This is a genomic window from Massilia aerilata (assembly GCF_042656905.1).
Lineage (GTDB): Bacteria > Pseudomonadota > Gammaproteobacteria > Burkholderiales > Burkholderiaceae_D > Telluria > Telluria aerilata.
This window is the reverse complement of the sequence record NZ_JBHSMZ010000004.1, coordinates 181,702-207,570: the sequence shown is the minus strand read 5'-3', so window position 1 is coordinate 207,570 and position 25,869 is coordinate 181,702. Positions and strand designations below refer to the sequence as shown.

Annotated in this window: 28 protein-coding genes; 25 read left to right on the top strand and 3 right to left on the bottom strand. The window is 64.0% G+C overall.

What is annotated here, in order from left to right:
* The first annotated feature begins 107 nt into the window (after nucleotides 1-107).
* The 8 genes from ACFPO9_RS05645 (at nucleotide 108) to ACFPO9_RS05610 (ending at nucleotide 6,975) form a co-directional block, all read left to right on the top strand.
* Nucleotides 108-1,958, top strand: coding sequence for a flagellin N-terminal helical domain-containing protein (locus ACFPO9_RS05645; RefSeq protein ID WP_379768289.1), 1,851 nt, complete (start codon nucleotides 108-110; stop codon nucleotides 1,956-1,958).
* Nucleotides 1,959-2,039: 81 nt separating this feature from the next.
* A complete protein-coding gene (locus ACFPO9_RS05640) occupies nucleotides 2,040-2,405 on the top strand; it encodes a flagellar protein FlaG (RefSeq protein ID WP_379768287.1) in 366 nt (121 codons plus the stop codon).
* A 109-nt stretch (nucleotides 2,406-2,514) separates the two neighbouring features.
* Nucleotides 2,515-3,954, top strand: coding sequence for a flagellar filament capping protein FliD (gene fliD / locus ACFPO9_RS05635; protein ID WP_379768285.1), 1,440 nt, complete (start codon nucleotides 2,515-2,517; stop codon nucleotides 3,952-3,954).
* A 21-nt stretch (nucleotides 3,955-3,975) separates the two neighbouring features.
* Complete coding sequence (gene fliS, locus ACFPO9_RS05630) at nucleotides 3,976-4,458, top strand: flagellar export chaperone FliS (protein ID WP_379768283.1); 483 nt, start codon at nucleotides 3,976-3,978, stop codon at nucleotides 4,456-4,458.
* A 6-nt stretch (nucleotides 4,459-4,464) separates the two neighbouring features.
* On the top strand, nucleotides 4,465-4,794 hold the full coding sequence (locus ACFPO9_RS05625; protein ID WP_379768281.1) for a flagellar protein FliT: 330 nt from the start codon (nucleotides 4,465-4,467) through the stop codon (nucleotides 4,792-4,794).
* Nucleotides 4,795-4,809: 15 nt separating this feature from the next.
* On the top strand, nucleotides 4,810-5,925 hold the full coding sequence (gene fliK, locus ACFPO9_RS05620; protein WP_379768279.1) for a flagellar hook-length control protein FliK: 1,116 nt from the start codon (nucleotides 4,810-4,812) through the stop codon (nucleotides 5,923-5,925).
* On the top strand, nucleotides 5,922-6,203 hold the full coding sequence (locus ACFPO9_RS05615; protein ID WP_379768277.1) for an EscU/YscU/HrcU family type III secretion system export apparatus switch protein: 282 nt from the start codon (nucleotides 5,922-5,924) through the stop codon (nucleotides 6,201-6,203). Before fliK ends, ACFPO9_RS05615 begins: the two co-directional genes overlap by 4 nt.
* 13 nt (nucleotides 6,204-6,216) lie before the next feature.
* The gene (locus ACFPO9_RS05610; RefSeq protein WP_379768275.1) at nucleotides 6,217-6,975 is read left to right on the top strand and encodes a flagellar brake protein; all 759 of its coding nucleotides are present in this window, start codon (nucleotides 6,217-6,219) and stop codon (nucleotides 6,973-6,975) included.
* 24 nt (nucleotides 6,976-6,999) lie between these two features.
* On the opposite strand, the gene ACFPO9_RS05605 is transcribed toward ACFPO9_RS05610, so the two are convergent.
* Nucleotides 7,000-7,881 carry a PilZ domain-containing protein gene (locus ACFPO9_RS05605; RefSeq protein WP_379768273.1) on the bottom strand — a complete coding sequence of 294 codons (882 nt, stop codon included), beginning with the start codon at nucleotides 7,879-7,881 and terminating at the stop codon, nucleotides 7,000-7,002.
* 197 nt (nucleotides 7,882-8,078) lie between these two features.
* On the opposite strand from ACFPO9_RS05605, the gene ACFPO9_RS05600 reads away from it, so the two are divergent.
* Complete coding sequence (locus tag ACFPO9_RS05600; RefSeq protein WP_379768271.1) at nucleotides 8,079-8,834, top strand: flagellar brake protein; 756 nt, start codon at nucleotides 8,079-8,081, stop codon at nucleotides 8,832-8,834.
* Nucleotides 8,835-8,845: 11 nt separating this feature from the next.
* On the opposite strand, the gene fliE is transcribed toward ACFPO9_RS05600, so the two are convergent.
* Complete coding sequence (gene fliE / locus ACFPO9_RS05595; RefSeq protein WP_379768269.1) at nucleotides 8,846-9,244, bottom strand: flagellar hook-basal body complex protein FliE; 399 nt, start codon at nucleotides 9,242-9,244, stop codon at nucleotides 8,846-8,848.
* A gap of 212 nt (nucleotides 9,245-9,456) precedes the next feature.
* Between fliE and fliF the strand changes: the two genes are divergently transcribed.
* The 14 genes from fliF (at nucleotide 9,457) to ACFPO9_RS05525 (ending at nucleotide 21,559) form a co-directional block, all read left to right on the top strand.
* Entirely contained in the window at nucleotides 9,457-11,136 is a 1,680-nt protein-coding gene (gene fliF, locus ACFPO9_RS05590) for a flagellar basal-body MS-ring/collar protein FliF (RefSeq protein WP_379768267.1), read from the top strand.
* A 1-nt stretch (nucleotide 11,137) separates the two neighbouring features.
* A complete protein-coding gene (gene fliG, locus ACFPO9_RS05585; RefSeq protein ID WP_379768265.1) occupies nucleotides 11,138-12,142 on the top strand; it encodes a flagellar motor switch protein FliG in 1,005 nt (334 codons plus the stop codon).
* The gene (locus tag ACFPO9_RS05580) at nucleotides 12,142-12,864 is read left to right on the top strand and encodes a flagellar assembly protein FliH (protein ID WP_379768263.1); all 723 of its coding nucleotides are present in this window, start codon (nucleotides 12,142-12,144) and stop codon (nucleotides 12,862-12,864) included. The genes fliG and ACFPO9_RS05580 overlap by 1 nt, the downstream gene beginning before the upstream one ends.
* A complete protein-coding gene (gene fliI, locus ACFPO9_RS05575) occupies nucleotides 12,842-14,248 on the top strand; it encodes a flagellar protein export ATPase FliI (RefSeq protein WP_379768261.1) in 1,407 nt (468 codons plus the stop codon). The genes ACFPO9_RS05580 and fliI overlap by 23 nt, the downstream gene beginning before the upstream one ends.
* Before the next feature lie 37 nt (nucleotides 14,249-14,285).
* A complete protein-coding gene (fliJ, locus tag ACFPO9_RS05570) occupies nucleotides 14,286-14,729 on the top strand; it encodes a flagellar export protein FliJ (protein ID WP_379768259.1) in 444 nt (147 codons plus the stop codon).
* A gap of 22 nt (nucleotides 14,730-14,751) precedes the next feature.
* On the top strand, nucleotides 14,752-16,080 hold the full coding sequence (locus ACFPO9_RS05565) for a flagellar hook-length control protein FliK (RefSeq protein ID WP_379768257.1): 1,329 nt from the start codon (nucleotides 14,752-14,754) through the stop codon (nucleotides 16,078-16,080).
* A gap of 134 nt (nucleotides 16,081-16,214) precedes the next feature.
* A complete protein-coding gene (fliL, locus tag ACFPO9_RS05560) occupies nucleotides 16,215-16,739 on the top strand; it encodes a flagellar basal body-associated protein FliL (protein ID WP_379768255.1) in 525 nt (174 codons plus the stop codon).
* A gap of 26 nt (nucleotides 16,740-16,765) precedes the next feature.
* The gene (gene fliM / locus ACFPO9_RS05555; RefSeq protein ID WP_379768253.1) at nucleotides 16,766-17,749 is read left to right on the top strand and encodes a flagellar motor switch protein FliM; all 984 of its coding nucleotides are present in this window, start codon (nucleotides 16,766-16,768) and stop codon (nucleotides 17,747-17,749) included.
* Nucleotides 17,750-17,784: 35 nt separating this feature from the next.
* Nucleotides 17,785-18,207 (top strand): flagellar motor switch protein FliN, encoded by a 423-nt coding sequence (gene fliN, locus ACFPO9_RS05550; protein ID WP_379768251.1) that lies wholly within the window; start codon nucleotides 17,785-17,787, stop codon nucleotides 18,205-18,207.
* Nucleotides 18,204-18,809, top strand: a complete 606-nt coding sequence (fliO, locus tag ACFPO9_RS05545; RefSeq protein WP_379768249.1) for a flagellar biosynthetic protein FliO — start codon at nucleotides 18,204-18,206, stop codon at nucleotides 18,807-18,809. Before fliN ends, fliO begins: the two co-directional genes overlap by 4 nt.
* On the top strand, nucleotides 18,810-19,562 hold the full coding sequence (gene fliP, locus ACFPO9_RS05540) for a flagellar type III secretion system pore protein FliP (protein WP_379768247.1): 753 nt from the start codon (nucleotides 18,810-18,812) through the stop codon (nucleotides 19,560-19,562).
* A 26-nt stretch (nucleotides 19,563-19,588) separates the two neighbouring features.
* Nucleotides 19,589-19,858, top strand: a complete 270-nt coding sequence (fliQ, locus tag ACFPO9_RS05535; RefSeq protein ID WP_379768245.1) for a flagellar biosynthesis protein FliQ — start codon at nucleotides 19,589-19,591, stop codon at nucleotides 19,856-19,858.
* Between the two features lie 42 nt (nucleotides 19,859-19,900).
* Nucleotides 19,901-20,740: a flagellar biosynthetic protein FliR gene (fliR, locus tag ACFPO9_RS05530; protein ID WP_379768243.1), complete on the top strand. Its 840-nt coding sequence runs from the start codon at nucleotides 19,901-19,903 to the stop codon at nucleotides 20,738-20,740.
* 168 nt (nucleotides 20,741-20,908) lie between these two features.
* Nucleotides 20,909-21,559 (top strand): PEP-CTERM sorting domain-containing protein, encoded by a 651-nt coding sequence (locus ACFPO9_RS05525; protein ID WP_379768241.1) that lies wholly within the window; start codon nucleotides 20,909-20,911, stop codon nucleotides 21,557-21,559.
* A gap of 42 nt (nucleotides 21,560-21,601) precedes the next feature.
* Here the strand turns inward: ACFPO9_RS05525 and ACFPO9_RS05520 are convergent, their stop codons facing one another.
* On the bottom strand, nucleotides 21,602-22,129 hold the full coding sequence (locus ACFPO9_RS05520; RefSeq protein ID WP_379768239.1) for a PH domain-containing protein: 528 nt from the start codon (nucleotides 22,127-22,129) through the stop codon (nucleotides 21,602-21,604).
* Between the two features lie 94 nt (nucleotides 22,130-22,223).
* On the opposite strand from ACFPO9_RS05520, the gene ACFPO9_RS05515 reads away from it, so the two are divergent.
* Nucleotides 22,224-22,619, top strand: coding sequence for a GFA family protein (locus tag ACFPO9_RS05515; RefSeq protein WP_379768237.1), 396 nt, complete (start codon nucleotides 22,224-22,226; stop codon nucleotides 22,617-22,619).
* Between the two features lie 448 nt (nucleotides 22,620-23,067).
* Nucleotides 23,068-25,854 (top strand): type VI secretion system Vgr family protein, encoded by a 2,787-nt coding sequence (locus ACFPO9_RS05510; protein ID WP_379768235.1) that lies wholly within the window; start codon nucleotides 23,068-23,070, stop codon nucleotides 25,852-25,854.
* Nucleotides 25,855-25,869 lie beyond the last annotated feature (15 nt).

The following is a 25,869-nucleotide window of genomic DNA, read 5'->3' as shown; positions in this document are numbered from 1 at the left end:
AAGTACGTTACCTGAATCAACAGCGGTGTGAATGTCACGGAACAGCGTGGCACACCAAAGTGAAACCGGCACGTTGCCACCCTAAAAAGCAAGTTTGGAGAATCTCCATGTCGAACGTCATCAATACCAATATCAGCTCGCTCAACGCACAGCACAACCTGTCGAAGTCGCAGTCTGCCCTGACCACCTCGATGCAGCGCCTGTCGACCGGTCTGCGCATCAACAGCGCGAAGGACGATGCTGCCGGTATGGCCATTGCGAGCCGCATGACCTCCCAGATCAATGGCCTCGACGTTGCTACCCGCAACGCCAACGACGGCATCTCGCTGACCCAGACGGCCGAAGGCGGCCTGTCCTCGGCTTCCGACATCCTGCAGCGCATGCGCGACCTGGCCGTCCAGTCCTCGAACGGCAGTAACTCGGACGAAGACCGCGCCTCGATCCAGACCGAAGTCGGCCAGCTGAAGGACGAAATCGACCGTATTTCCAAGTCGACCAATTTCAACGGCATCAACCTGCTGGACGGTTCGTTCAGCGCGCAAAGCTTCCAGGTCGGCGCGAACAACAACGCCAACGACCGCATCCAGGTCAAGGAAATCGCCAACCTGAGCACCGACAAGCTGGGCACCGGCACTACCGGAACTTCGACCTTGACCTCGGGCATGACCACTGCTGCCCTGGCCGCTGGCGACCTGACCCTGAACGGCGCCTCCGTGGGCCCGACCGCTGCAGGCAGCCAGGCTGGCCAGAGCGCATCCAGCGCCTATGCGCTGGCCCAGGCAGTCAATGCAGCAGCTAGTCAGTCGGGGGTCACCGCGACGGCGAATGCTGCCGTGGCAAGTTCGATCACGAAAAAAGGCGCTGTCATCCTGGATGCGGATGCGAAAGATATCGCGGCCAATTCCTTCTCGATCAATGGCGTCAGCATTGGTGCGATCTCGGCAGGTAAAGCAGCCGACATGGCTCCGGGCACCAATCCGCCAGTGGCAGGCGGCCCATCCGAAGGTGTGGCGCAAGGCGCGAATGTCGCGGAAGCCATCAACAAGGTCGCCGACCAAACCGGTGTGCGCGCAACTGTGGACGACAAAGGGCAGGTAAGCCTGACCTCGACCAACGGCAAGGCAATCTCCATCAAACTGGAAGGCTCCACGGTAGCAGCTGACCTGACGAAAAGCACCGGACTGACCGCTACCGCGGACGGCACCGGCGCAGGTCTGACCACAGCTGTCGCCCCAACGGCGTCGGCGACTGGTTACGATGCTGGCTCTTTCAAGATCAACGGTGTGGAAATTGGCCAGATCGCCGGAGCCACGGATGATACCGCGCAGGGCGCGAACGTCGCCGCTGCGATCAACAAAATCAGCGGCAAGACCGGCGTGACCGCGACCGCTGATTCGGTTACCGGTGCACTAACCCTGACAGCAGCCGATGGCCGCGATATCAAACTCGAAGATGGCAAGGATTCTGCTGGTGCTGCGGTGACCGCTTTGGCTGCTACCGGCATTGGCAAGCAAACCATCAGTGGCACCGTCACGCTGAGCAGCTCTAGCACGACCGGTATCGTGGTCGGCGGTAGTGCCGACAAGAATGCAGGCCTGGAAGCCTATCGCGGCCTGAAGGCAGCCGACACCAAGTCCACCAACTCCCTGGCCTCGGTCGACGTCAGCACCGCCACCGGCGCCCAGGCAGCGATCGACACCATCGACAACGCCCTGAAATCGGTCAACACCGCGCGCGCCACCATGGGTGCGTACCAGAACCGCTTCAGCGCCGTGGTGTCGAACCTGCAAACCACGTCGGAAAACATGACTTCGTCGCGTTCGCGTATCCAGGACGCCGACTTTGCAACGGAAACGGCCAACATGACCCGCGGCCAGATCCTGCAGCAGGCCGGCACCTCGATGCTGGCCCAGGCGAACTCGCTGCCGAACGGCGTGCTGTCGCTGCTGCGCGGCTAATCCCGGCGCCTTTCGGCGAATCATGACAGTGTGCCCGGCCGGTGACAATCGGCCGGGTTTTTTTGCTTTATAGGAGCCATCATGGAACTTCGTCCCCTGTCCCCGCCACCCGCGGCCCAGGCCACGCCGGGCGCGAGCGAGCCGGCGCCCACCGCCGTCAAGAGCGGCGCCGCCGGCCCCGTCGATGCCCCGGCTTCGACGGCCGCCAAGCCCGGCAAGACCGATATCGGACAGCTCGACAAAGCCGTCGAGCACATCAACAAGAGCTTCGAGCAATCCAACCAGGGTGTCGAATTTTCCATCGACAAGGAGACCGATATCACGGTCGTCAAGGTCGTCGACCGCGAAACGCGCGAGGTCTTGCGCCAGATGCCGAGCGAGGAAGCGCTTGCGGTCGCCAGGCAGATCGACCGCATGCAGGGACTGCTGATCAAGCAGGAGGCTTGAGCGCGCAGGCGGCGCCTGCCCGGCCGATTGAATTGGGGGCTAAAACTACCTCTTTCGCACCGTTTGCTGGAAGTTTCCCTACGGTATATTGATGACTCGTTGGAGATAAATGATGGCCACCACAACAGGAACAATTTCTTCGTCCGGCTTGGGTTCGGGCTTGCCGGTCGACAGCCTGGTGACCCAGCTGATGGCCCTCGAGAAGCAGCCGCTGAACCTGATCGACAAGAAGGAAGCCAGCTACAACGCTTCGCTGTCGGCCTGGGGTACGATCAAGTCTTCGCTGTCGGCGCTGCAGACCGCCGCCAAAAACCTCGGCACGCCCGCCAAGATGCTGCCGCTGACCGCCAGCACCTCGCAGTCCGGCGTCCTCACCGCCACGGCCGACGCCGGTTCCGGCGCGGCGGTGGGCAACTACAGCATCGAAGTCACCAGCCTGGCCGCTTCGCAGAAGATCAAGACCGCGGTCGGCTACGGCGCGACCACCGACGTGGTCGGCACCGGCAACATCACCCTCGAGGTGGGCGGCTACGACGACAGCACCGACCCGCCCACCTTCACCGCCAAGTCGACCAAGACCATCCCGATCGGCAGCGGCAGCAATACCCTGGCCGGCATCCGCGACGCCATCAATGCCGCCAACGGCGGCGTCACCGCGAGCATCATCAACGACGGCAAGAGCAATTACCTGTCGCTGGCGTCGGCCGACTCCGGCACCGCCAACATGATGCGCATCAGCGTCGACGATCCGTCGCTGAATGCCCTGTCCTACAACGACCCGTCCGGCGTCAGCGAGATGGAAGAGAAGGTCGCGGCCAAGGATGCGGTGCTGACGATCGACAACGTCACCATCACCAAGTCCAGCAACACGATTACCGACGCGATCCAGGGCGTGACCCTGAACCTGACCGGCACCACCGCCAGCGGCACCACCAACAAATTGACGCTGACGAAGGACGATGCAGCGGTGAAGACCGCGGTCGGCGACTTCGTGAAGGCCTATAACGACGCCATCGGCGCCATGAGCAAGGCCTCGGCCTTCGATGCCGCCACCGGCAAGGGCTCGACCCTGACCGGCGACAGCACTTTGCGCACCATCCAGAGCCAGATGCGGAGCCTGCTGGGCACCGCATTCCCGGGCGGCGGCAAGGCCACCACCCTGGCGGCGGTCGGCATCACCACCCAGCGCGACGGCACCCTCGGCATCGACGCCGGCAAGCTGGACAAGGCGATGAGCGACCCCGGCGTGAACATGAGCGCCTTGTTCGCGACCAGCGGAACCAAGCGCGGTTTCGCGTCCCAGCTGGACGTGACGCTCGGCCGCATCCTGTCGCCGGTCGGCTCGCTTGCCGGCCATACCGGCAGCATCAACACCTCGATCACGGCGCTGGAAAAGCAGCGTACCGCGATCAATACCCGTCTCGTCTCCGTCGAAGCGCGCTACCGGGCGCAGTTCAGCGCCCTCGACACGGCGATGGCGAGCATGCAGACCACGACCTCTTACCTGACCCAGCAACTGGCCCAGTTCAGCGCCAACTCGAGCAGTTAGCTTTAACCAAAGGAAATGACCATGTTTGGAACCCCACGCAGCGGCGCCAAGGCCTACGCCAATGTCGGCGTCGAGACCAGTGTCCTCGCCGCCAATCCGCACAAGCTGATTTCGATGCTGTTCGAAGGCGCCCTGGTGGCGCTGTCGACCGCCTTGCACCACATGAAATCTGGAAATATCGCGGGCAAGGGCCAGGCGATCGCGAAGACCATGCGGATCATCGACGAAGGCTTGCGCGCCAGTCTCGACAAGAGTGTCGGCGAGATCGCCGAAAACCTCGACGCCCTGTACGAGTACATGGGCACGCGCCTGGTGATGGGCAACCTGAAGAATGACCCGGAAGCGTTGGAAGAAGTGCAGCGCCTGCTGGCCGACCTCAAAGAGGCCTGGGACCAGATCGCGCCCAAGGCCGCAGCGCCTGCGCCCGCCCCCGCGGCAATGCCGCATCCTGCTGCCGGCTATGGCGCCGCCGTCGCTCAAACCGCAAGTTTCGTAAAGGCCTGAATTACCATGTTCACCAGCCAGCAAGTGATCGCCGTTTACGACCGCATGGTCGAACTGACCGATCGGATGGTCGCCGCCGCGACCAGCGGCAATTGGGACGAGCTGGCGCTTCTCGAACGACAGTGCGCGGCCCAGATCGAGATCCTCAAAGCGAGCGAAGCGGAGGTCGAGCTGCCTGCGCCTGTCCGCCAGCAGAAAGTGCGGAACATTCGTGCGATCCTCGACAACGACCGCAAGATCCGTGACCTCAGCATGCCGTGGATGGCCCATTTGTCGGCATTGATCAGCAACACGCGTACGCAAGGCCGCCTGCTCGGCGCCTACGGCACGGTCTAAAGCCGGCACATCCACATGGCTACCCGGTTCGGCGCCGCGGTCGGACCGGTCGCTCCGGCGCAGGCGACGGCGGCCGTCGCCGCCCTTGGCGACCCGCGCCAGCAAGCCCTGGGACGCCTGCTGCAAGGCCTTGTCGGCCAGCAATTGCCGGTCCAGGTCCTGGCCCGCCTGCCCGAGGGCAGCTTCGTGGTGCGCGTCGCCGGACAAGAGGCCCGCATGGCCCTGCCTGCAGCAGCCCTGCCCGGCAGCGTCTTGCCGATGACGCTGGTCGAGGCGCTGCCGCATCCGACCTTCCAGCTGGGCGCTTCGGACCTGGCCGGCGTGCCGCTCCAGGTCCAGGCACAGGCGATGCCGCGCCCGGCGGCCGCGGCGTACACGGCAGCGCTGGCGCCTGCGTCCGGATCCGGCACCGGGCAGGCCATGCCTGCCGGCGCCCAGGACGATCCCCACACGACGCTCAGTGCGGTTGCGAAGGCCCTGTCGGGCATCCTGGCCGGGGCCGGCAACGCAGCGGCGCGCCAGGCTGCGATATCGGCTGCCACGCCGCTCGTGTCGACCACCCCGATCGTCCCCGAACAGCTGGCGCGGGCCCTGCAAGGGTCGATACAGGAAAGCGGGCTGTTCTACGAGTCCCATCTCGCCGAATGGCATGCCGGCAAACGCAGCCTGGAGGCGCTGGCACGCGAACCGCAGGTCCGGCTCGCGGCCACGGCTGTGGGCCCTGGTCCGGCGATGCATGCCGGCGAACCGACGCATGCCGAGCTCGTCAATCTCCAGCTGAATGTCCTCGAGTCGCCGCAACTGAGCTGGCAGGGCCAGTTGCTCCCCGGCCAAGCGCTGCACTGGACCATCGAAAAAGACCCGCCGCAAGAAGACCCGGGACATGGCCGGGGTATCGATGCCGGCGCCGACGGCACGTCCTGGCGCAGCACGCTGCGGCTGCACTTCCCTTGCCTTGGCGAGGTGTCCGCCAGCGTGACCCTGGCCGGCGGCCAGCTGCACATCCAGGTCGATGCACACGATGAGGCCAGCCGCGCGCAGCTGCGGGCCAGCGCGTCCGGCCTGGACCAGGCGCTTGGCGCCGCCGGCGCCCGGTTGGCGGCGCTGCGCATCGGCAGGCCGCCGCCATGAGCACGCCTGAACAAAAACGCCTGCAATCGGCTGTGGCCATCGCGTACGAGGATGCCGCCGGCGCACCGCGCGTCGTCGCCAAGGGCAGCGGCCTGGTCGCCGAGCAGATCATCGCGCGTGCGCGCGAAGCCGACGTCTTCGTCCATGAGTCCAGGGAACTGGTGGCGCTGCTCATGCATGTCGATCTGGACCGGGAAATCCCGCCTGCACTCTACCGTGCAATTGCGGAACTGTTGGCATGGCTATATCATGTTGAAGCTACGCAACAAAACAAATGACGGCGGGAAGTTAATGCAAGCAATAAGCAAGATGGACATGGAAAACTGGCACGATTATGAAGTGACGTCGCGCAGGGAAATCATTGCCCTGATGCGCCGCATCAGCGAGCAGCGCCAGCTGGTCAGGATGATCGTGCCGGGCACACCGGACTCCTGCATTACTTCGCTGCTGGAAATCGATCAGGACAGCAATACCTTAACCTTCGACCGTTCGGTCGACGCCGAGCAGAACCGCCGCATCCTGGCTGCCGGCGGCATCGAATGCGAGACCATGCTGGACAAGGTCCGGATCCTGTTCAGCGTCCGGAGCCTGCGCGAGATAGCCTATGAAAACGGCACTGCCTTGCAGGCGCCGATTCCAGAGACCCTGATCCGCTTGCAGCGCCGCGAGTACTACCGGATCCCGACCCCGCTCAGCAATCCCGTGCGGGTCCTCCTGCCGGTACCGGGCGATGCGGGGGCGCCTTCGCTGAGCCTGCCATTGGCGGACCTCAGTTGCGGCGGCATCGCGATCCTCGACAACAAGCGACAGCTCGACAATCAGATCGGCCTGGTGCTGCCGGATTGCCGCATCGAATTGCCGGAATTCGGGACGGTCACCACCGCCTTGCAGATCCGGAATTCGGTCGACATGACCCTGCTTCACAACAAGCCGAATCATCGCCTGGGCTGCCAGTACGTCGACATCTCGCAAGGCAACCTTGCCAAAGTGCAGAGATTTATCACCAAGCTCGAGCGCGAACAGAATGCCCGCATTGCCGGACTGGTCTGATCACGGGACGGCGTGTGCCGTCCCTCAGCGTTCAGCCAGGTGCTCGTAGACGAAGGATTTGATGGCGAGCATGGTCGCCCCATCGTTGCCGTCGTCGAACTCGATTCCATAACGCATCTGTTGCGACAACTTGCCCTTGACGCTGCGAATCGTGCAGCCGACCGTCAACAGGTGATTCTGCTGGGCGATCTTGAGCCGGAATGAGGCCTTCATCCGGGTTCCGGCCTGGCCCAGCACGAAATTGGTGGCGATGGCGCAACCGCTCCCCGACAGGTTCATGATCACGGCCGGAATCGAATGGTCGTCGTCGATCGACAGCACGACCGGAATCCGGGTATCGACCCGCAGCGCCTGGCGGAACGGCTTGGTTGCCGCTTCCGTCGGATAACGCAGGAACATGTGGGGGCTGGGCAAGGAGGCATAGCGCATCAGCGAGGTCTTGAAAACGCACAGGTTGCGCCCGAAGATGACCTGCACCGCGATCGGCAAGCCTTCGAAGTCGTTCCAGACCTGCCCGCCTCCCAGCCGCAGGGTGGGCGCCGAGACGATCAAGGCCTGCAGCGGGATGCGGCCGAGGAATTCGACCTGCTCGTTGCGCGCCTCGAAATCCCCCGGCAACTTGTAGGTCAGGGTCAAACCTTCGGCATTGTGCTTCAAGTGGATGAGCGGGTCGCGCAGCTGGCGCCCCATCGCGTCCTCGCCATCGACCAGGGTCGCCGCGATGCTGCGGTCACCCGGCAGGGCGGCACGCACCGGCCGTTTTTCCAGCAGGCGGTGACGCACCGCCAGATTGTCGACGATGAATCCCTCCGGCGCCAGCAGTTCGCCCGAGCGCAGGTAAATCGGCCAGGGCAAGGGGGCGCCGACCTTCAGTTCTTGCTCGGAAAGATAGATGAATTTCGCCATGGCCTTAGGGGATGAACTGCCGCCGCGCAGGCGGCACGGTCGATATTGTCATAAGTACTGCGCTAAAGCAATACCGTGGGAAAAGAGTACGGTAAGGGCACCGCTATTCGGCGCTTTGAAGATCTGTTTGTGTTGCATAATATGCTCACATATTAATGAGCGTCATTGTTCGCTCGCCCCTGAATCCGTTTAGAACAATGCAAGCAATTACTGATGCCGAGCTGGACTGGCGCGTCTATGAAGTACGCTCCCGCAGGGAAGTCGCGGCCCTGTTGCGGCAACTCTTCGAAAAGAACACCTTGATTCGCCTGATGATCAGGGGCGAGGCCGACAGCTGCATGACATCCTTGCTGCAGGTCGACCCGGAGAAGGGCACGATCGTTCTGGATCGTTCGGTCAGCCGCGAGCAGAACGAGCGCATCGTTTCCAGCGGCAAGCTGAGGTGCGAGACTTCGCTCGACAGGATCCGCATCTTCTTCACCATCGAAAACATCGTCGAGACGCGCTTCGACGGCGGTACCGCCCTGCGCGCGAATTTCCCGGCCAGCCTGGTACGTCTGCAGCGCCGGGAGTTCTACCGGATGAGTACACCGGTTACCAATCCGGTCTACGTCACGATACCGCTGCCGGGCGAAGACGATGGGGGCAACGCCTTCCTGCCGCTGGCCGACATCAGTTGCGGCGGCATCGCGCTGCTCGACAACAAGGGCCTGCTCGGCACGACCATCGGCCAGACCTTCGCGAACTGCAGCATCGGCCTGCCCGACCTCGGGGCCATCACGACCTCGCTGCAGGTCCGCTACGCGCTCGACGTGCCGATGCTGAACAACAAGACGAATCGAAGGCTGGGCCTGCAGTTTGTCGACATGCCAGGCGCCAGCCTGACTGCGGTGCAACGCTATATCACCAGGCTCGAACGCGAGCGCAACGCCCGCCAGGCGGGACTGGCCTGAGCGTCCCGGCTCTACACCTGCATGTTCATGATGTCGTGGTAGGCTGAAACCAGCTTGTTGCGCACCTGCACGGTCGCCTGGAAGCTGATGCTGGCCTTCTGCATGGCGATCATCGTGTCCGACAGGCTGACCGAATCGTCGCCGGCGGCAAACTTCTTGCCCATGTCCTCGGCCTGGTTCTGGGCGTTGCTGACACTGTCCAACTGGGCCTTCAAGGCATCCGAAAAGCTGACCTTCGACGACGACTCGGCCGCTTCGGCGCCGCCGGGCTTGCCCAGGCTGCCGATGCCGCCGATGCCGCCCGCGTTCAAGGCCGACCCGGCAGACGGCATGGCGGGCTTGCTGGCCGCCGCCTTCAATTGCGCCATCATCGCTTCGATGCGGCTGCTGTCGATTCCGCCGATATTCATGTCGAGCTCTCCAGTCAGTCGGGGTCAGAGCCCATTCGCGTGAACCGGGCTCTGACCCCAAAAGAAAACATTCATTCAGGCTGTCAGAATATCAGCGGGGCGGCAATGGATGCGCCGGAGCAGCGCCGTAAACGCCCCCCTTTTCTCCGTATTGAATGTTGCCCTGCGGCTTCATAATAGCGTTCAACTACTCGAAACCCGACCATCCAACCATGGCAACAGCAGCGCAACCCATCCTCGACGAAAGCCCGGCCGATCCGCGTCCCAGGTATTGGGAAACACCGATGGGCAAGCGCGTGGTCGCCGGCGCTGCCGCGGCGGTGGCGCTGGCGGTTGTCGCCGCGCTATGGCTGTGGTCCTCGGCGCCCGACTACAAGGTCCTGTTCTCGAATTTCAGCGACCGCGACGGCGGCGCCATCACCGCCTCGCTCGACCAGATGGGCGTCAAGTACAAGTTTTCCGAAGGCGGCACCGCGATCCTGATCCCGGCCGAGCAAGTGCCCAGCGTGCGCCTGAAGCTGGCGTCCCAGGGCCTGCCGCGCGCCGGCAACGTCGGCTTCGAGCTGCTCGAGAACCAGAAGCTGGGCACCTCTCAGTTCGTCGAACAGGTCAACTACCAGCGCTCGCTCGAAGGCGAGCTGGCGAACTCGATCCAGGCCGTGTCCGCGGTCGCGTCGGCGCGCGTGCACCTGGCGATGCCGAAACCCTCCGTGTTCGTGCGCGATCAGCAGAAGCCCACCGCCTCGGTGCTGCTCAACCTGCAGCCCGGCCGCGCCCTCGACCAGGCGCAAGTCAGCGCCATCGTGCACCTGGTGGCGTCGTCGGTGCCGGAACTGACACCGTCCAACGTGACCGTGGTCGACCAGAACGGCACCCTGCTGTCCGACACCGCTGCCCGTAACGGCAAGCAGCTCGATCCGAACCAGCTGAAGTACGTCGAAGCCCTGCAGGCCAACATCGTCAAGCAGGTCGAGTCGATGATCGCGCCGATCGTCGGCCAGGCCAATGTGCGCGCGGAAGCGACCGCCGAAGTCGACTTCGCCCAGGTCGACACCGCCGCCGAGATGTACAAGCCGAATTCGCCACCGGAGCCGCAGGCGATCCGCAGCCAGCAGACTTCCGAGCAGACCGGTCCCGGCTCGCAGAACCCATCGGGCATCCCGGGCGCGCTGTCGAACCAGCCGCCGGGCGCGGCCACGGCGCCGATCGAGGGTGGCGCGCCGGCAGCCGGCCAGCAGCAAACCACGAGCGGCCCGACCAGCAAGAACGCCACCACCAATTACGAAGTCGACAAGACCTTGCGCTTCGAGCAAAAACCGATGGGCGGCATCAAGCGCTTGACGGTGGGCGTGGTGGTCAATTACCGCCGCAGTATCGACCCGAAGACCGGCAAGGTCGCGATCAAGCCGCTGTCCGCTGCGGAGGTCGCGCAGATCAACGATCTGGTGAAGCAGGCGATGGGCTACAATCAGGCGCGCGGCGATACGCTCAACGTGGCCAACGCCCCGTTCGACGGGATCGACAAGCCGGCCGAGGTGCAGCCTGAATGGTGGAAGGATCAGAACAACCTGCCGCTGGCGAAGGAAATCGCCAAGTACCTGTTCATTGCCCTGGTCCTCGCCTTCCTGTGGTACCGCATCCTGCGCCCGCTTCTCAGGCCGGTCATGAAGCAGTTCGACAAGGCGGTCGAGATGCCGCCCGAACCCGAGGCGGACGAAGAGGAAGAAGCGGCGGAGCCGGACCTCGACGCCTTGAGCCGCGCGGCCCGCGAGGAAGAAGAGAAGAAACAGGTCATCATCTACAAGAGCAACATGGAGATGGCCAAGAGCCTGGCGCAGAACGATCCGCGCATCGTGGCGAACGTGATCAAGGAATGGTTGGGCGCAGAGTAATATGAGCGACAAGGACAAAGACAACGTCAACAAGGCCGCGATCCTGATGCTGGCACTGGGCGAATCCGAAGCGGCGGAAGTCATGCGCTACCTCGGCCCGCGCGAAGTGCTGAAGCTGGGCGCGGCGATGGCGCAGATGAAGGCGGTCCAGCATGAGGAAGTCACCGCGGTGCTGACCGACTTTCGCGAGCGGGTCGACCTGCAGTCGACCGTCGGCCTCGATTCGGACGAGTACATCCGCCAGGTACTGACCAAGGCACTGGGTGACGACAAGGCCACCGTCCTGCTGAACCGCATCCTGGGCGGCAAGGACGCATCCGGGATCGAAAGCCTGAAGTGGATGGATTCGCAATCGGTGGCGGAACTGATCCGCAACGAGCACCCGCAGATCATCGCCACCATCCTGGTCCACCTCGAGCGCGACCAGGCCTGCGAAATCCTGGGCCACTTCACCGACCGTCTGCGCAACGACGTCGTACTGCGCATTGCCACCCTCGACGGCGTGCAGCCGGCCGCACTGCGCGAGCTGAACGACGTGCTGACCAAGCTCCTTTCGGGCAATGAACACATCAAGAAATCGTCCCTGGGGGGCGTGCGCACTGCCGCCGAGATCCTCAACTTCATGAGCGGCGAACTGGAAAGCTCGGTCATGGAGACCATCAAGAACTACGACAACGACATGGCGCAGAAGATCATGGACGAGATGTTCGTGTTCGACAACATCATCGACATCGACGACCGCGGTATCCAGCTGCTGCTGCGCGAAGTGCAGTCGGACATGCTGATCATTGCACTGAAAGGCGCCAGCCAGGACCTGCGTGAAAAGATTTTCAAGAACATGTCGCAGCGCGCGGCCGAGATGATGCGCGAAGACCTCGAATCGAAGGGGCCGGTGCGCCTGTCGGAAGTGGAGTCCCAGCAGAAGCAGATCCTGCAGATCGTCCGCCGCCTGGCCGACGAAGGCCAGGTCGTCCTGGGCGGTAAAGGCGAGGACTCGTTCGTCTGATGGTGAACTCGAAAGACTTCCAGCCCATGTTCAAGCGTTGGGAAATGACCTCCTTCGGCGACGAGCGCGCCAGCGTCGTGGCCGAGCGCCGGGCGGCCGAGGCCGCCGCACAGGCCCAAGCCGTGGCCGAGGCAATGCCACGGCACGGCATGGACTTGCCGCCGCCCCCGGCGATCAGTGAACAAGAGCTGGAAGCGATCCGCGAAGCGGCGCGTCAGCAAGCCCATGCGGAAGGCTTCGAAGCCGGCCACGCCAGCGGCTATGAAGACGGCCTGGCCCTGGGCCGCGCCGAAGCGGCGTCCGAACTGGCCCATTTGCAGGAGATGGCCGTCAGCTTCGGCCACGCCGTCACCGAGGCCGATGAAGCCATCGCCGCCGACGTGCTGGAACTGGCGCTGCACTTGGCAAAAAATATGGTGCGCACCGCCTTCGAGGTGCGCCCCGAACTGATCCTGCCGGTGGTGCGCGAAGCGGTCGACTACCTGCCGACCCTGCAGCAGCCTGCCCTGCTGATCCTGAATCCCGAAGACGCCCTGATCGTCCGCGGCAGCATCGGCCACGAACTCGAAAAGACCGGCTGGCGCATCGTCGAGGACACGAATGTCGCGCGCGGCGGCTGCCGCATCGACACCGCCAGCAACCAGATCGACGCCCAGATCGGATCGCGCTGGCAGCGCCTGGCGCACGCGCTGGGCCGCAATGTGGAGTGGCTCGGTGAATGACCGCCACACCGCGCGCTGGAAGTCCTACCTGAAGGACTGCGGCAACCTGCTCGATTTCGTCGAGCCGATGCAGGTCTCGGGCCGCGTCACGCGCGTGGCCGGCCTCGTGATGGAATGCGTGGGCCTCAAGCTGGCGGTGGGCAGCGCCTGCACCATCCCGGTGGCGAGCGGCGCGCGGATCGAGGCCGAGGTCGTCGGCTTCGAAGGCGAACGCCTGTTCCTGATGCCGCAATCCGACGTCGAAGGCGTCATTCCCGGCTCGCGCGTGTTCCCGGTCGAGCCCAGCGTGCCGAAGCCCGGCAGCGTGGATCACCCGCGCCGCCGCCCGATGGATCGTGCGCGCCACCTGCCGGTGGGCTGGGGCCTGCTGGGCCGCGTGGTCGACGGCGCCGGCCGCCCGCTGGACGGCAAGGGCCCGCTCGCCACCACCGAGATGGGCCCGCTGAACGCGCGCCCCATCAACCCGCTCGAGCGCTCGCCGATCTCGGAGACCCTGGACGTGGGCGTCCGCGCCATCAACGCCATGCTCACCGTCGGCCGCGGCCAGCGTCTCGGCCTGTTCGCCGGCACCGGCGTCGGTAAATCCGTGCTGCTGGGGATGATCGCGCGCTACACCACCGCCGACGTGATCGTGGTCGGCTTGATCGGCGAACGGGGCCGCGAGGTGAAGGAATTCATCGAACAGATCCTCGGCGAGGAAGGCCTGGCGCGCTCCTGCGTGGTGGCGGCGCCGGCCGACTCGCCGCCGCTGCTGCGCATGCAGGGCGCCGCCTACGCCACCGCCATCGCCGAGCACTTCCGCGACGAGGGCAAGAATGTCATGCTGATCATGGATTCGCTGACCCGCTACGCCCAGGCGCAGCGCGAGATCGCCCTCGCGATCGGCGAACCGCCGGCCACCAAGGGCTATCCGCCTTCGGTGTTCGCCAAGCTGCCGGTGCTGGTGGAACGCGCCGGCAACGGCCACGAAGGCGGCGGCTCGATCACCGCCTTCTACACCGTGCTGTCCGAGGGCGACGACCAGCAGGACCCGATCGCCGACGCCGCGCGCGGTATCCTGGACGGCCACATCGTCCTCAACCGCCGCCTGGCCGAAGCCGGCCACTACCCGGCCATCGACATCGAACAGTCGATTTCGCGTGCGATGCACGGCATCACTTCGCGCGAGCACCAGCAGGCGGCGCGCACGCTCAAGCAGCTGTACTCGCGCTACGAGCGCTCGCGCGACCTGATCAGCGTGGGCGCCTACGTGGCCGGCACCGACCCGACGCTGGACAAGGCGATCGTCCTGCACGAGCGCATCGAGAAATTCCTTTGCCAGGAAATCCACGACAACACGGATATGCTGCAGAGTTTGGGGGAATTGACCGCTCTGTTCGGCTGATTGATCGGCGGCAACGACCTCTATACTGCGAGTCACCATGGCCATCCAATCCGCACTCGACACCCTGATCGACCTCGCACAACGCGAGTCCGACGACCGCGCCAAGCGCCTGGGCGCCGCCCTGAAGGCGGTCGAGGAAGCGGAGCAGAAGCTGCAGATGCTGCAGGGTTACCGCCAGGATTATGCGGACAAGCTGGACCAGGCCCAGATGAACGGCATCACGCCCTTCGCCTACGCGAACTTCGTGGCCTTCATGGGCAAGCTGGACAACGCTGTAAATGGCCAGAAGGAAGTCATCAAGCATGCGCAGTACAAGGCCGACCTTGAGCGCAGGGCCCTGCAGGACAGCGAACGCAAGCGCCTTTCCTATCGCACCCTGGGCGAACGCGCGGCGGCCCAGGCGCTGGCGATCGAGACCAAGCGCGACCAGAAAATGATGGACGATTTTGCGGCCCGCTCGGCACGCCGCGCGCAAAGCTGAATTCAACGTTGACGAGACGACGATGCAAACCAATGCCCTGAATATCCAGCTGAACGCCAACGCTCCGGCCCCGGCCCAGCGTAACGGCGCGTCCGCCAACAGCGACGCCGCCCAGTTCGGCGCCATGCTGTCGAACGAAATGGCAATGCGCCAGCCGGCACCGGCACCGACGCCGGCCGCCCGGAAAGCGGAAGCACCAAAGCCGCAGGCCGCCGACAAGCCGGCCCAGCCCGACGACGCCGCGCCGCAGCAGGCGGCCAGGCCGGACGATGCCGCCAGGCCGGCCGCCGCCAACAAGGCCGACGATGCACAGGACGCGGACAAGGCCGACAGCGACAAGGACGCCGCCGACGAGCAGTCCGGCGAGGCGTCCGCCCCGGCCAGCGCCATGCTGGCCCTGATGGCCAGCCTGCAAACGCCGGCCAAAGACACGAAAACCGATGCCGCCAAGGGCGCCGCCAGCCAGGCCTTCGACGCGCTGAACGGCGCCGGCGGCAAGGGCAAGCGCGGCGAGACCGCCCAGCTGGCGGCCCTGCAGGCGGCGATGAAAGCTGTGGCCAAGGATGGTTCCGGCATCGCCACCACCGCCGGCAAGGCCTTCAGCGACACCGCGGCCCTGCGCAACCCGGCCCTGGCCGCCTCCGGCGCCGGCATCGTCGCCGACGACAAGGCCGCCGCCACGGATGCGGGCGCAAAGCTGGGCGCCGACCTGCGCGCGGCCCTCGCCGCCACCTCCAGCCAGGGGCAACTGGAATCGCAATTCGACACAGCCGCACTGGCCCTGCAGCAGGCACGCGAAAGCGCCGCCGCGCGCGAGCCGGCCGCCGCCGTCATCGCCCTTGCCCAGGCCCAGCCGGCCGTGCTGGAGGCCGTGCAGGCCGCGGCCGCGGCCGCCGACGAGCTGAGCGCACGGGTCGGCACCGAGGCCTGGGAAAACCAGGTCGGCCAGAAAGTCGTCTACATGATCGGCAACGACGAGCAGACCGCCTCGCTGACCCTGAACCCGCCGGACCTGGGACCGCTGCAGGTGGTGCTGTCGGTAAGCAACGACCAGGCCAGCGTGAGCTTCTCGGCCAACCAGGAAGAAGTCCGCCAGGCCCTCGAAGATGCCCTGCCGCGCCTGCGCGAAATGATGAGCGAAAGCGGCATCGCGCTGAACAACGCCAGCGTCAATGCCGGCATGCCGGACAACCGCCAGGCGCAGGAACAGGCTGCGCGCAACAACGGCGGCTTTGGCGGCAATAATCGCGGCCGTGGTAATGGCGGCAACACGGTCGACGAGACGGCAGCGCGTCCGGTAACCCGCACGGCAACCTTGGGTGACCGCGGGATGGTCGATACGTTCGCGTAATCATTAAGAAACAACGAGATAGCGTCCCTTCCTCCCTCTTTTCCACAATTGCTTCTGCTCACTTTTTCCCGATAATGACATAATGGCGGGACGATCCACAGCGGGACCGAGGTATCTTGAAAGCGAATCCAAAAATGAAAGCTGATCCGAAAGCGGACGCAGCAGCGGCGCCGGCGGCAGGCGGCAGGAACAAGCTGATCATCCTGATCAGCGCGGCAGTGCTCGTGCTCGGCCTGGGCGGTGGCGCCGGCTGGTACTTCATGCATGGCAGCGGCGGCGCTGAAACGTCCGAGCCGGCCAAGAAGGACCACGGCAGCAGCAAGAAGAAGAAAAAGGAAGAGCATCCGCCCGAGTACCTGGCGCTCGACGCCTTTACCGTCAACCTGCAGCCGGAAAACGGCGACCAGTACCTGCGCGTCGCTTTCACGCTGCAAGTGGACGGCGCCGAGCAGGCCGAGCTGATCAAGGCTAACATGGCCAAGGTGCGCAGCCGCGTGCTGCTGCTCCTGTCTGGCAAGAAAGCTTCGGAGATCAACACGGTCGAAGGCAAGCAGCAGCTGGCCGGCGAAATCCTCGCTGTGGTAAAAACACCGTTTGCCGAACACGGCGATGAGCAGGAAGTCTCGGACGTCCTGTTCACCGAGTTCATCATTCAGTAAATAGCCTTATCTACCAGTAAAGCAGAATGGCCGATAATTTTCTCTCACAGGAAGAAGTCGATGCCCTCTTAAAAGGGGTCAACGGCGATCAGGACGATGTCGCGGCTCCTGAAGACACCTCGGGAGTCCGCACATACAACCTGGCAACGCAGGAGCGGATCGTCCGCGGCCGCATGCCGACGCTCGAGATCATCAACGAGCGTTTCGCCAGGTATCTGCGGGTCGGCCTGTTCAACTTTTTGCGCCGCAGCGCCGAAGTGTCGGTCGGATCGGTGCGGGTCTCGAAGTACAGCGAATTCATCCGCAACCTGGTGGTGCCGACCAACCTGAACCTGATCCACATGAAGCCGCTGCGCGGCACCGCGCTGATGGTCTTCGATCCGGGCCTGGTGTTCCTGCTGGTCGACAACCTGTTCGGCGGCGACGGCCGTTTCCATACCCGTGTGGAAGGCCGTGACTTTACCCAGACCGAGCAGCGCATCATCATGCGCATCCTCGACATCGTGTTCGAGGCCTATGCCAAGTCCTGGGAGCCGGTCTACCCGATCGAATTCGAGTACATCCGCTCGGAGATGAACACGCAATTCGCGAACATCGCCACCCCGAACGAAGTCGTGGTATCGTCGACGTTCACCGTCGAGCTCGGGTCGGTGTCGGGCCAGATCCACTTCTGCATGCCCTACTCGATGATCGAGCCGATCCGCGATGCGCTGACTTCGAGCCTGCAGGGTGAAGCCCTGGAGGTGGACAAGCGCTGGATCCGCCTGCTGACGCAGCAGATCCAGGTAGCGGAAGTCGAACTGGTTGCCGTGCTGGGACATGGCAAGGCGAATTTCGACGAAATCCTCAACATGAAAATCGGCGATGTCATACCGATCTCGGTCCCTGAAACCGTCCAGGCGACCGTCGATGGCGTGCCGGTCATGGATTGCAGCTATGGCGTCTTCAACGGCCAGTACTCGCTGAAAGTCGAAAAGCTGCTGGCCAACACAGAAACCTTCAAGAAATAACGAAACACCAGCCTCTGGCTACACAGGAGAACATCATGTCCGATACCCAGGACGATCAAGGCAGCATCGACGACGATTGGGGTGCGGCGATCGCCGAGCAGGCGGCTGCCGAAGCAGCCGCGCTCGCCAACCAGCAAACGGCCAGCGCCGCCGTGTTCAAGGATTTCTCGAACAAGGGCCCACGCCCGGACACGCCCAACGATATCGACTTCATCCTCGATATTCCGGTACAGTTGACGGTGGAACTGGGACGTACCAAGATCGCCATCAAGAACCTGCTGCAGCTCGCGCAGGGCTCGGTGGTGGAACTGGACGGCCTGGCCGGCGAGCCGATGGACGTGCTCGTGAACGGCTGCCTGATCGCCCAGGGCGAGGTAGTGGTCGTGAACGACAAGTTCGGCATTCGCCTCACCGACATCATCACGCCGTCCGAGCGTATCCGCAAACTGAACAAATGACGACCAGCGCGCGCCTGCTGACCCTCCTCTTCCTTTCGCTGCCGCTGGCGGCGAGCGCGCAGGCGCCTGCGACCAGCATGCCTGTCGCCGATACGGCAGCACCCGCGGCCACCGTCCCCGCGCCAGGCGCCAACGCCCCCGTCCTGAACCCGGCCGGCCCGGCCGCGCCCGAGACCACCGTCGGCGGCGGCGCGGCCAACCGCCCTGCCCCCGCACCGGTGACGATGCCGTCCGGCTCGGCCACCGGCAGCCTGCTGCAGACCCTGTTCGCGCTCATCGTCGTGCTGGGCGTGCTGGGCGCCCTCGCCTGGTTCCTGAAGCGCTACGGCCCGAAAGCGATGGGCGGCGCTGCCGGCCTGCGCGTGGTCGGCTCGCTCAACCTGGGCGGACGCGAGCGCCTGCTGGTGGTCGAAATCGGCAACCAGTGGATCGTGGTGGGCGCCTCGCCCGGCCGCGTCAACGCGCTGGCGACCATGCCGAAACAAGAGAGCGCCGACATGGCCTCGGCCGGTGCTACGCTGGCGCAAGGTGAAACAACGACGACGCAGCCAGCGAACAGCTTCGCCGACTGGCTGAAGCAGACCATCGACAAACGTAAGTAAATGCGCAAACCAAGAATCCTGCTGGCGGCCGGCCTGATCGTCCTGTCGCTGGCCGCGGCCGCAGCCGCCATCGCGGCGCCCGCCATTCCCGCCTTCACCACCAGCCCCGCGCCGGGCGGCGGCACCGCGTATTCGCTGCCGGTCCAGACCCTGCTCCTGATGACGGCGCTGACCTTCATCCCGGCGGCGCTGCTGATGATGACCAGCTTCACCCGCATCATCATCGTGCTCTCGCTGCTGCGCCAGGCGCTCGGCACCCAGACCGCGCCGCCGAACCAGGTGATGGTGGGCCTGGCCCTGTTCCTGACATTGTTCGTGATGGGCCCGACGTTCGACCGCATCTACACCGAAGCCTACGTGCCGCTGCAGGAAAACAAGATCCAGATGGGCGAGGCGATGGACAAGGCCGCCGCGCCGCTGAAGGGCTTCATGCTGAAGCAGACCCGCCAGTCGGACCTGGCGCTGTTCGTCAAGATCTCGCGCACGCCCGCGCTGCAGGGCCCGGAGGAAGTGCCGCTGCGGGTCCTGATCCCGGCCTTCATCACCAGTGAATTGAAGACCGCCTTCCAGATCGGCTTCGCGATCTTCATCCCCTTCCTCATCATCGACATGGTGGTGGCCTCGGTGCTGATGTCGATGGGTATGATGATGATGTCGCCGGCGGTGATCTCGCTGCCGATGAAGCTGATGCTGTTCGTGCTGGTCGACGGCTGGCAGCTGCTGCTGGGCTCCCTGTCCCAAAGTTTCAATTAGTCAGAGTTTTAATTAAGGATCGAAGCATGACTCCGGAAAGCGTCATCGCAATGGGCCGCGCGGCCATGGAAGTCACCTTGATGGTGTCGGCGCCGCTGCTGCTGGTGGCCCTGATCATCGGCCTGGTGGTCAGCATCTTCCAGGCCGCCACCTCGATCAACGAACAGACCCTGTCCTTCATTCCCAAGCTGGTCGGCGTGTTCGTCGCCCTGGTGCTGGCCGGTCCGTGGATGCTGACCGTGATGACGGACTACATGCGGAATATCTTCACTGGCATTCCCGGGATGATCGGGTGATGTCGGCGTCACGCGTGGGCACGGAGTGCCCGCCCCACGTCCATGATTTCGTTTACCACGACTGAACTCTATGCGTGGATCGGGGGCCTGCTGTGGCCCCTGACGCGCATCCTCGGCCTGATCGCGGCGGCGCCGGTGTTCGGCAATACCGGCGTGCCCATGCTGATCAAGCTGAGCCTGGGCGTGCTGCTGGCGGCCATCGTGGCGCCGGTCATTCCCGGCACGCCCGCGGTCGATCCGACCTCCTGGGCCGGCATCCTGATCCTGGCGCAGGAAATGCTGATCGGCGCGGCGATGGGCTTTGCGCTGCGCCTGGTGTTCGCCGCCGTCGAATTCGCGGGTGAAGTCGCCAGCAACACCATGGGCTTCGGCTTCGCCACCTTCTACGACCCCAGCTCGGCCGGCCGCAACTCGGCCATCAGCCAGTTCCTGGCGCTGGTCGCGACCATGGCCTTCCTGGCCATGAACGCCCACCTGGTGCTGATCCAGGCGCTGGTCGAGAGCTTCTTCACGCTGCCGATTTCCGGCACCCCGATGTCGCTGGCGGCGCCGCTCGAAATGGTGCGCTGGGGCGGCCGCATCTTCTCCGCCGGCCTGCAGATCGCCATGCCGATCGTCGCGGCCATGTTAATCACCAATATCGCGCTGGCGATCCTGACCCGCGCCGCGCCGCAGCTGAACCTGTTCGGCATCGGCTTCCCGATCACGCTGGGCGCGGGCTTCCTGATCATCAGCCTGACCCTGCCCTACCTGAACACGCCGCTGCAGAACCTGTTCAACCAGGGCATCGAAGCCAGCCGCCGGATTCCGCGCAGCGGCGGCGAGCGGCCAGGGCAGCCCAGGCCGGCCGTGCCGCCGGCGGCGATCGTGCCGGCCTCCTGATCACGCCCGATTGGCGTTCCCGGCGCCCGTGTCGGTATTTCTTACATGCGAGGGCAAGCTCGAAGCTACAGGATTCGCAAACGTTTGAATCCAATAGGAAATTTCCTATTGGCACGCAAATTGCTAAATAGACATTATCCTTTACTTCACGCGATAATGGAGATGTCCATGAAAAAAGTCCTGACCAAACTCGTTCCTGCCCTGCTGCTCGCCATGGGTGCGGCCAGCGCCAGCGCGTCCGTGATGACCCTGGGGACCATCGACAAGCTGTACGGCAGCGCTGCCGGCCGCGGCGCTACCGCCAGCACCGGCGCGGGCTCCTGCGACATCCTGAACGCCAGCTCGATCACCGTGAAGGACACCTCCTCCGGCTGCGAACGCTTCCATGACACCTTCAATTTCAGCGGCCTGAACTATAAAAGCCTGGACAGCCTGGACTTGACCCTGTCGTTCAGCAACACCGACGACACCAATACCGTTCTCATCTTCTTCAAGGTTAAAGAAGACTGGCGCGTCAAGATCGCCGACACGTCCTCGCATTCGTCGAGCGTCCTGCTGGACATGACCAACAGTACCGCAACCACTACGCAAGTGTTTCACATCGATGCTGCGAGCCATCCGGACGTGTTCGCCAACATCGCCACGAACGGCTATTTCCAGCTGTGGTTCGGTGACGAGGCCGCAGGCGCCAACAACTTCCAGCTGAGCGCGGCCAGCGTGAAAATCAACGGCACGCCCGTGCCTGAACCCGCCAGCCTTGCCCTGTTTGGCGCCGCGCTACTGGGCGGCATTGCTGCGCGCCGCCGCCGTCCTTCCTGAGAGCGGCCTGGCGCGCGACGCGCTTGAGGATGCTGCTGCCGCCTACTGCCTGGCGCGCAGCAGCTCCGCAATCTCTCCCAGTTTCGCTTCGATCGAGCGCAGCACCAGCAGCTGCTCATCGTTCTCCTTGTTCTGCGGCGGATGACGCAAGGCTTCACGCGCCCGCATGATCTGGGCGCGGAAGGCCTGGGCGTCGATGATGCCGGTCAGGTGCATGTCCGAGGCCTGCCCCACGCTGTGGCCCGCGGTTTCGAATTTCAGGGTGCTGAGATTGAAATGCTTCAGGATCGGCCCTTCGACGAAGGTGACGTCCTGGATGTTCTCGAGCGGGATGGTCTTTTCGGTGGTGACCAGGATGCCCTTGCGGAAGCGCAGGTTGCGTTCGCCCAGCTGGCATTCGAGGCGGTCGAAATAGTGCTGGGCCCACCAGCGGCCGACACCCAGGAACCAGACGATCGCCAGCGGAATGCCGACCACCGTGCACATCATCGTGAGCCCGATCTTCATGACCAGGAAGGGTTTGATCAGCGGGTTGAAGCGTGCGCGGATGGCGATGGCGTCGGTGGTCATGGCTTGCTCGACAATTTAATTCCCCCCAGTGTATTCGCGCCGCCGTAAAAACCAAGTAAATTATTCGCACTTGATTTCACTGTGAGAAAAACGCATGTCGACGCGCTTCGCATCCTGCAGTTGCGGCCAGCTGTCCGCGCAAGTCTCCGGCGATCCGGTCCGCGTCTCGATCTGCCATTGCCTGGCTTGCCAGCGCCGCAGCGGCGGTCCTTTCGCGCAGCAGGCGCGCTATCCGCGCGAGAACGTGAGGATCAGCGGGAACTCGAGCGCCTGGTTCCGCGCCGGCGATGAAGGCGGCGGCGCCACCTTCCACTTTTGCCCGCAATGCGGCGCGACGGTGTATTACGAGCCGGCGAGCCTGCGTGAATTCATTACCATTCCCGTCGGCGCGTTCGCGGACCCGGGTTTCCCGGCGCCCACCGTATCGGTCTACGAGGAGCGCATGCATGGATGGGTGGTGCCGCCGGCAGGCGCGGAGCACTTTGCCTGAGCCCGATTCGGCGCCAGGGAATCCAGTGGATGGGGTGCAGTTCCGCCTGATCGATGGCTTGGGACCTACTCCCACCCAGCACCGATAGCCCTTCCCTGGATCATTGACGGTGTACACGCACTGAACGGCCCTTATTCCTTTCTCGATCTCCCCTTGCCGAGCTGCACGCATCCACGCTCATCAGGGACGATTGAATCGAATATTCTTTCGCCTAGCCATCGACGACAATCGACAACTTCGACCAGTCGGCTTGCCGCACGTGCTTGCCCTTCCGTTCCACGTTTCTCGGCATTGCCAATCCTCTCTAGGAAAGCTGTCGAAAATGCTTTAGAAGTCGCGCAGGGAAACGTGTTGACGCTGATCAAGTTCTTCTCGGCAGCCTCCGGGTAACGTGTTCGTTGCACGTTTTTCTACTTGGGCCAAGGCTATTGGTCATCGGAGGCAGGTAATGGGCGAAAGCCAGGAAATCGCGGCCGGTGCCGCGCGGTCGGCGTTCAGCGGCGCATCTCAACATAACCGGCTCATGCGGCTCGATTTTCCGCTCAAGGATGGGCCGCCCGCGATCCTTCTACCGAACAAGCTGGTCGCGCATGAGGAAGTCTCGCGGAGCTTCCGCTTCGATGTCGAAGTGCTGTCGGACGAACCGCGCATTCCGCTGAAAATGCTGATGGGCCGGATGGTGACGATCTCCCTGGTCCGGGAAGACGGGTCGCTACGCTACTTCAACGGCTACATCACCGAATTCCGCTTCCTGCGCAGCGATGGCGGCTTCGCTTTTTACAGGATGGTGCTCGAACCCTGGCTTGCGTTCGCACGCCTGCGGAAAAACTGCGTCTCGTTCCACAACAAGAACGTGCGCGAGATCACCGAGGAAACCCTGCGGCACTACCACACAGCCAAGTGGCACCTGTACCCGATCGACGAGTCGAAGCTGACCGTCGCCAACCAGTACAACGAGACCGACTACAACCATTTGCACCGCCGCTGGGAAGCGCTCGGCCTGCACTACTGGTACGAGCACAGGTTCGACGGCCACGAGCTCATGATTTCAGATAACAGCTGCCTGGCTGAACCAATTCACGAAGAAATGGTCGTGATCTCGTTCCATGACGAGGGCGGCTCGCGCGAGGACGACGGCATTCACGAGTGGACGGCCATCCGGCGCCTGGGCTCGGGACGGACCACGCTGGCGAGTTTCGACTACAAGAACCCCCGCGCGCAACGGGCTGAGGCCGCTTCCCTCAACCCGCAAGGGGATGTTTTCCCTTACGAGGTCTACGAGGACACCGGCTCATATGGCTTTCGCTTGTACGCCGACGGTGAAAAGCTGGCGGCGCGGCGCATGGACGAAGTGGACAAGGACAACCAGTATTTCGAGGCGAAGGGCAACGAACGCTTCGTGCTGCCCGGCCGTACCTTCAAGCTTGGCGGCCACTTCAGTGCTGAGTGGCGCTCGCGTGCATACGATCCCGTACCGCGCCCCAGCATTAAAGATCGTTATTACCTGATCCTGTCTGTCGACCATGTGGTGACGAACAATTACCAGGCGGGGGCGGGCGCCTCCTCCCGTTACGAAAATCGCTTCACGTGCATCCGCCAGGACATCCGCTGGCGTCCCGGCCGCAACTACAACAGTGAACCGGCTACCTACACGGGGCTGCACACGGCGATTGTCGTCGGCCCGGCCGGTGCCGACATCCATACGGACGGCTATGGGCGCGTCAAGCTGCAATTTCACTGGGACCGGCTGGGCGACTGCAATGAGATGAGTTCGCCATGGATTCGGGTATTGAGCCCCGCGGCCGGCGACCAGTTCGGACAGATCCGGTTGCCCCGCATTGGCGAGGAAGTGGGCGTCGTCTACGCGAATGGGAATATCGACCATCCGCTCATCCTTGGCGCGCTCTACAACCAAACCCACATGCCGCCGTGGTCACTGCCGGAGCAGCAGTCCCTTGCCGGCCTGCGCAGCCGGGAGCTGGCCGGCGGGACGCGCGGCAACCACCTTGTACTCGACGACACACCGGAGAAAATCCAGGCACAGCTGAAAAGCGACCACCAGTGCAGTCAACTCTCGCTCGGCCACATTACGCGCATCGAGGATAACGCGGGCCGCAAGGACGCGCGCGGGGAAGGCTGGGAACTGCGCACCGACGGGCATGGCGTCGCACGCGCAGCCAAGGGCCTGTTGATCACGACCGAAGCGCGGCAAGCCGGGCGCGGGCCGATCAAGGACATGGACGAAACGACGAGACGGCTCGCCCTGGCTGGCGAACAGCATCAACTGCTGGCGGAGATCGCGCAAAAGAACGGTGCCCAGGAGCCTGTCGACAACCAGGATGCCGTTGCGTCCGTGCTGCAAGCGCAGACCGACTCGGTCAAGGGTCAGGATTCGAAAGCAGGCGGTTGCCCCGAGCTGGCGAAGCCACATCTGGTGCTCGCAAGTGCCGCCGGTATCGCGACCACGACTACCGGCGACACCCACATCGCCAGCGACCGCCATACGGCTCTCACGACCGGAAAAAGCTTGTCGCTCGGTGTCGGTACGCATTTTTTTGCCAGCGTCCGCCAATCCTTGCGGCTGTTCGTCCAGAAGGCTGGCATGAAGATGGTGGCCGCGGCCGGCGACATCGACCTGCAGGCACTGTCGGACAGCATCAAGCTCCTGGCGAAGCTGGAAATTACGCACACGGCCAACCGGATCACGATCAGTGCCAAGGAAGAGGTGGTCATCAACGGCGGCGGAAGCTACGTGAAATTCGCTGCCGGCGGCATCGAACACGGCACCAACGGCACCTTCGTCGCCCACGCTGCGCACCACAGCCTGGTCAACGCCAAGAACATGGACATGACCGTCACCATGCCGCCCGTGGCCGACGTGCTGCGTAAAGGGCGCGCGGTTCTGCACCTCGGCAGCCACGCACAGACCGCGGGGAGAGCCTCTGCCGGGATGCCCTTCAAGCTGCTCAAGGACGGGGCACTGGTCGAGCAGGGGCACATCGACAACAAGGGAAACATCCAGTTCGCGCACGAGCTCGATGCTACTTCGGCGTACAAGGTCGAGCTCCCGACCGGTCAGTCTTTCGACATAGCGGCCAGCGCCTACACCGAGCAGCATGAGCAGAACGCCGGCGTCGGATACCACGGCTACGAGAATCCGGGCGGTGCACTGACCGACGACGAACAGTCCCTGGACCAGGACCGGATCGCGGCCAATCCTTGGTCCACCCAGTAAGCCTTCAAACGAAAG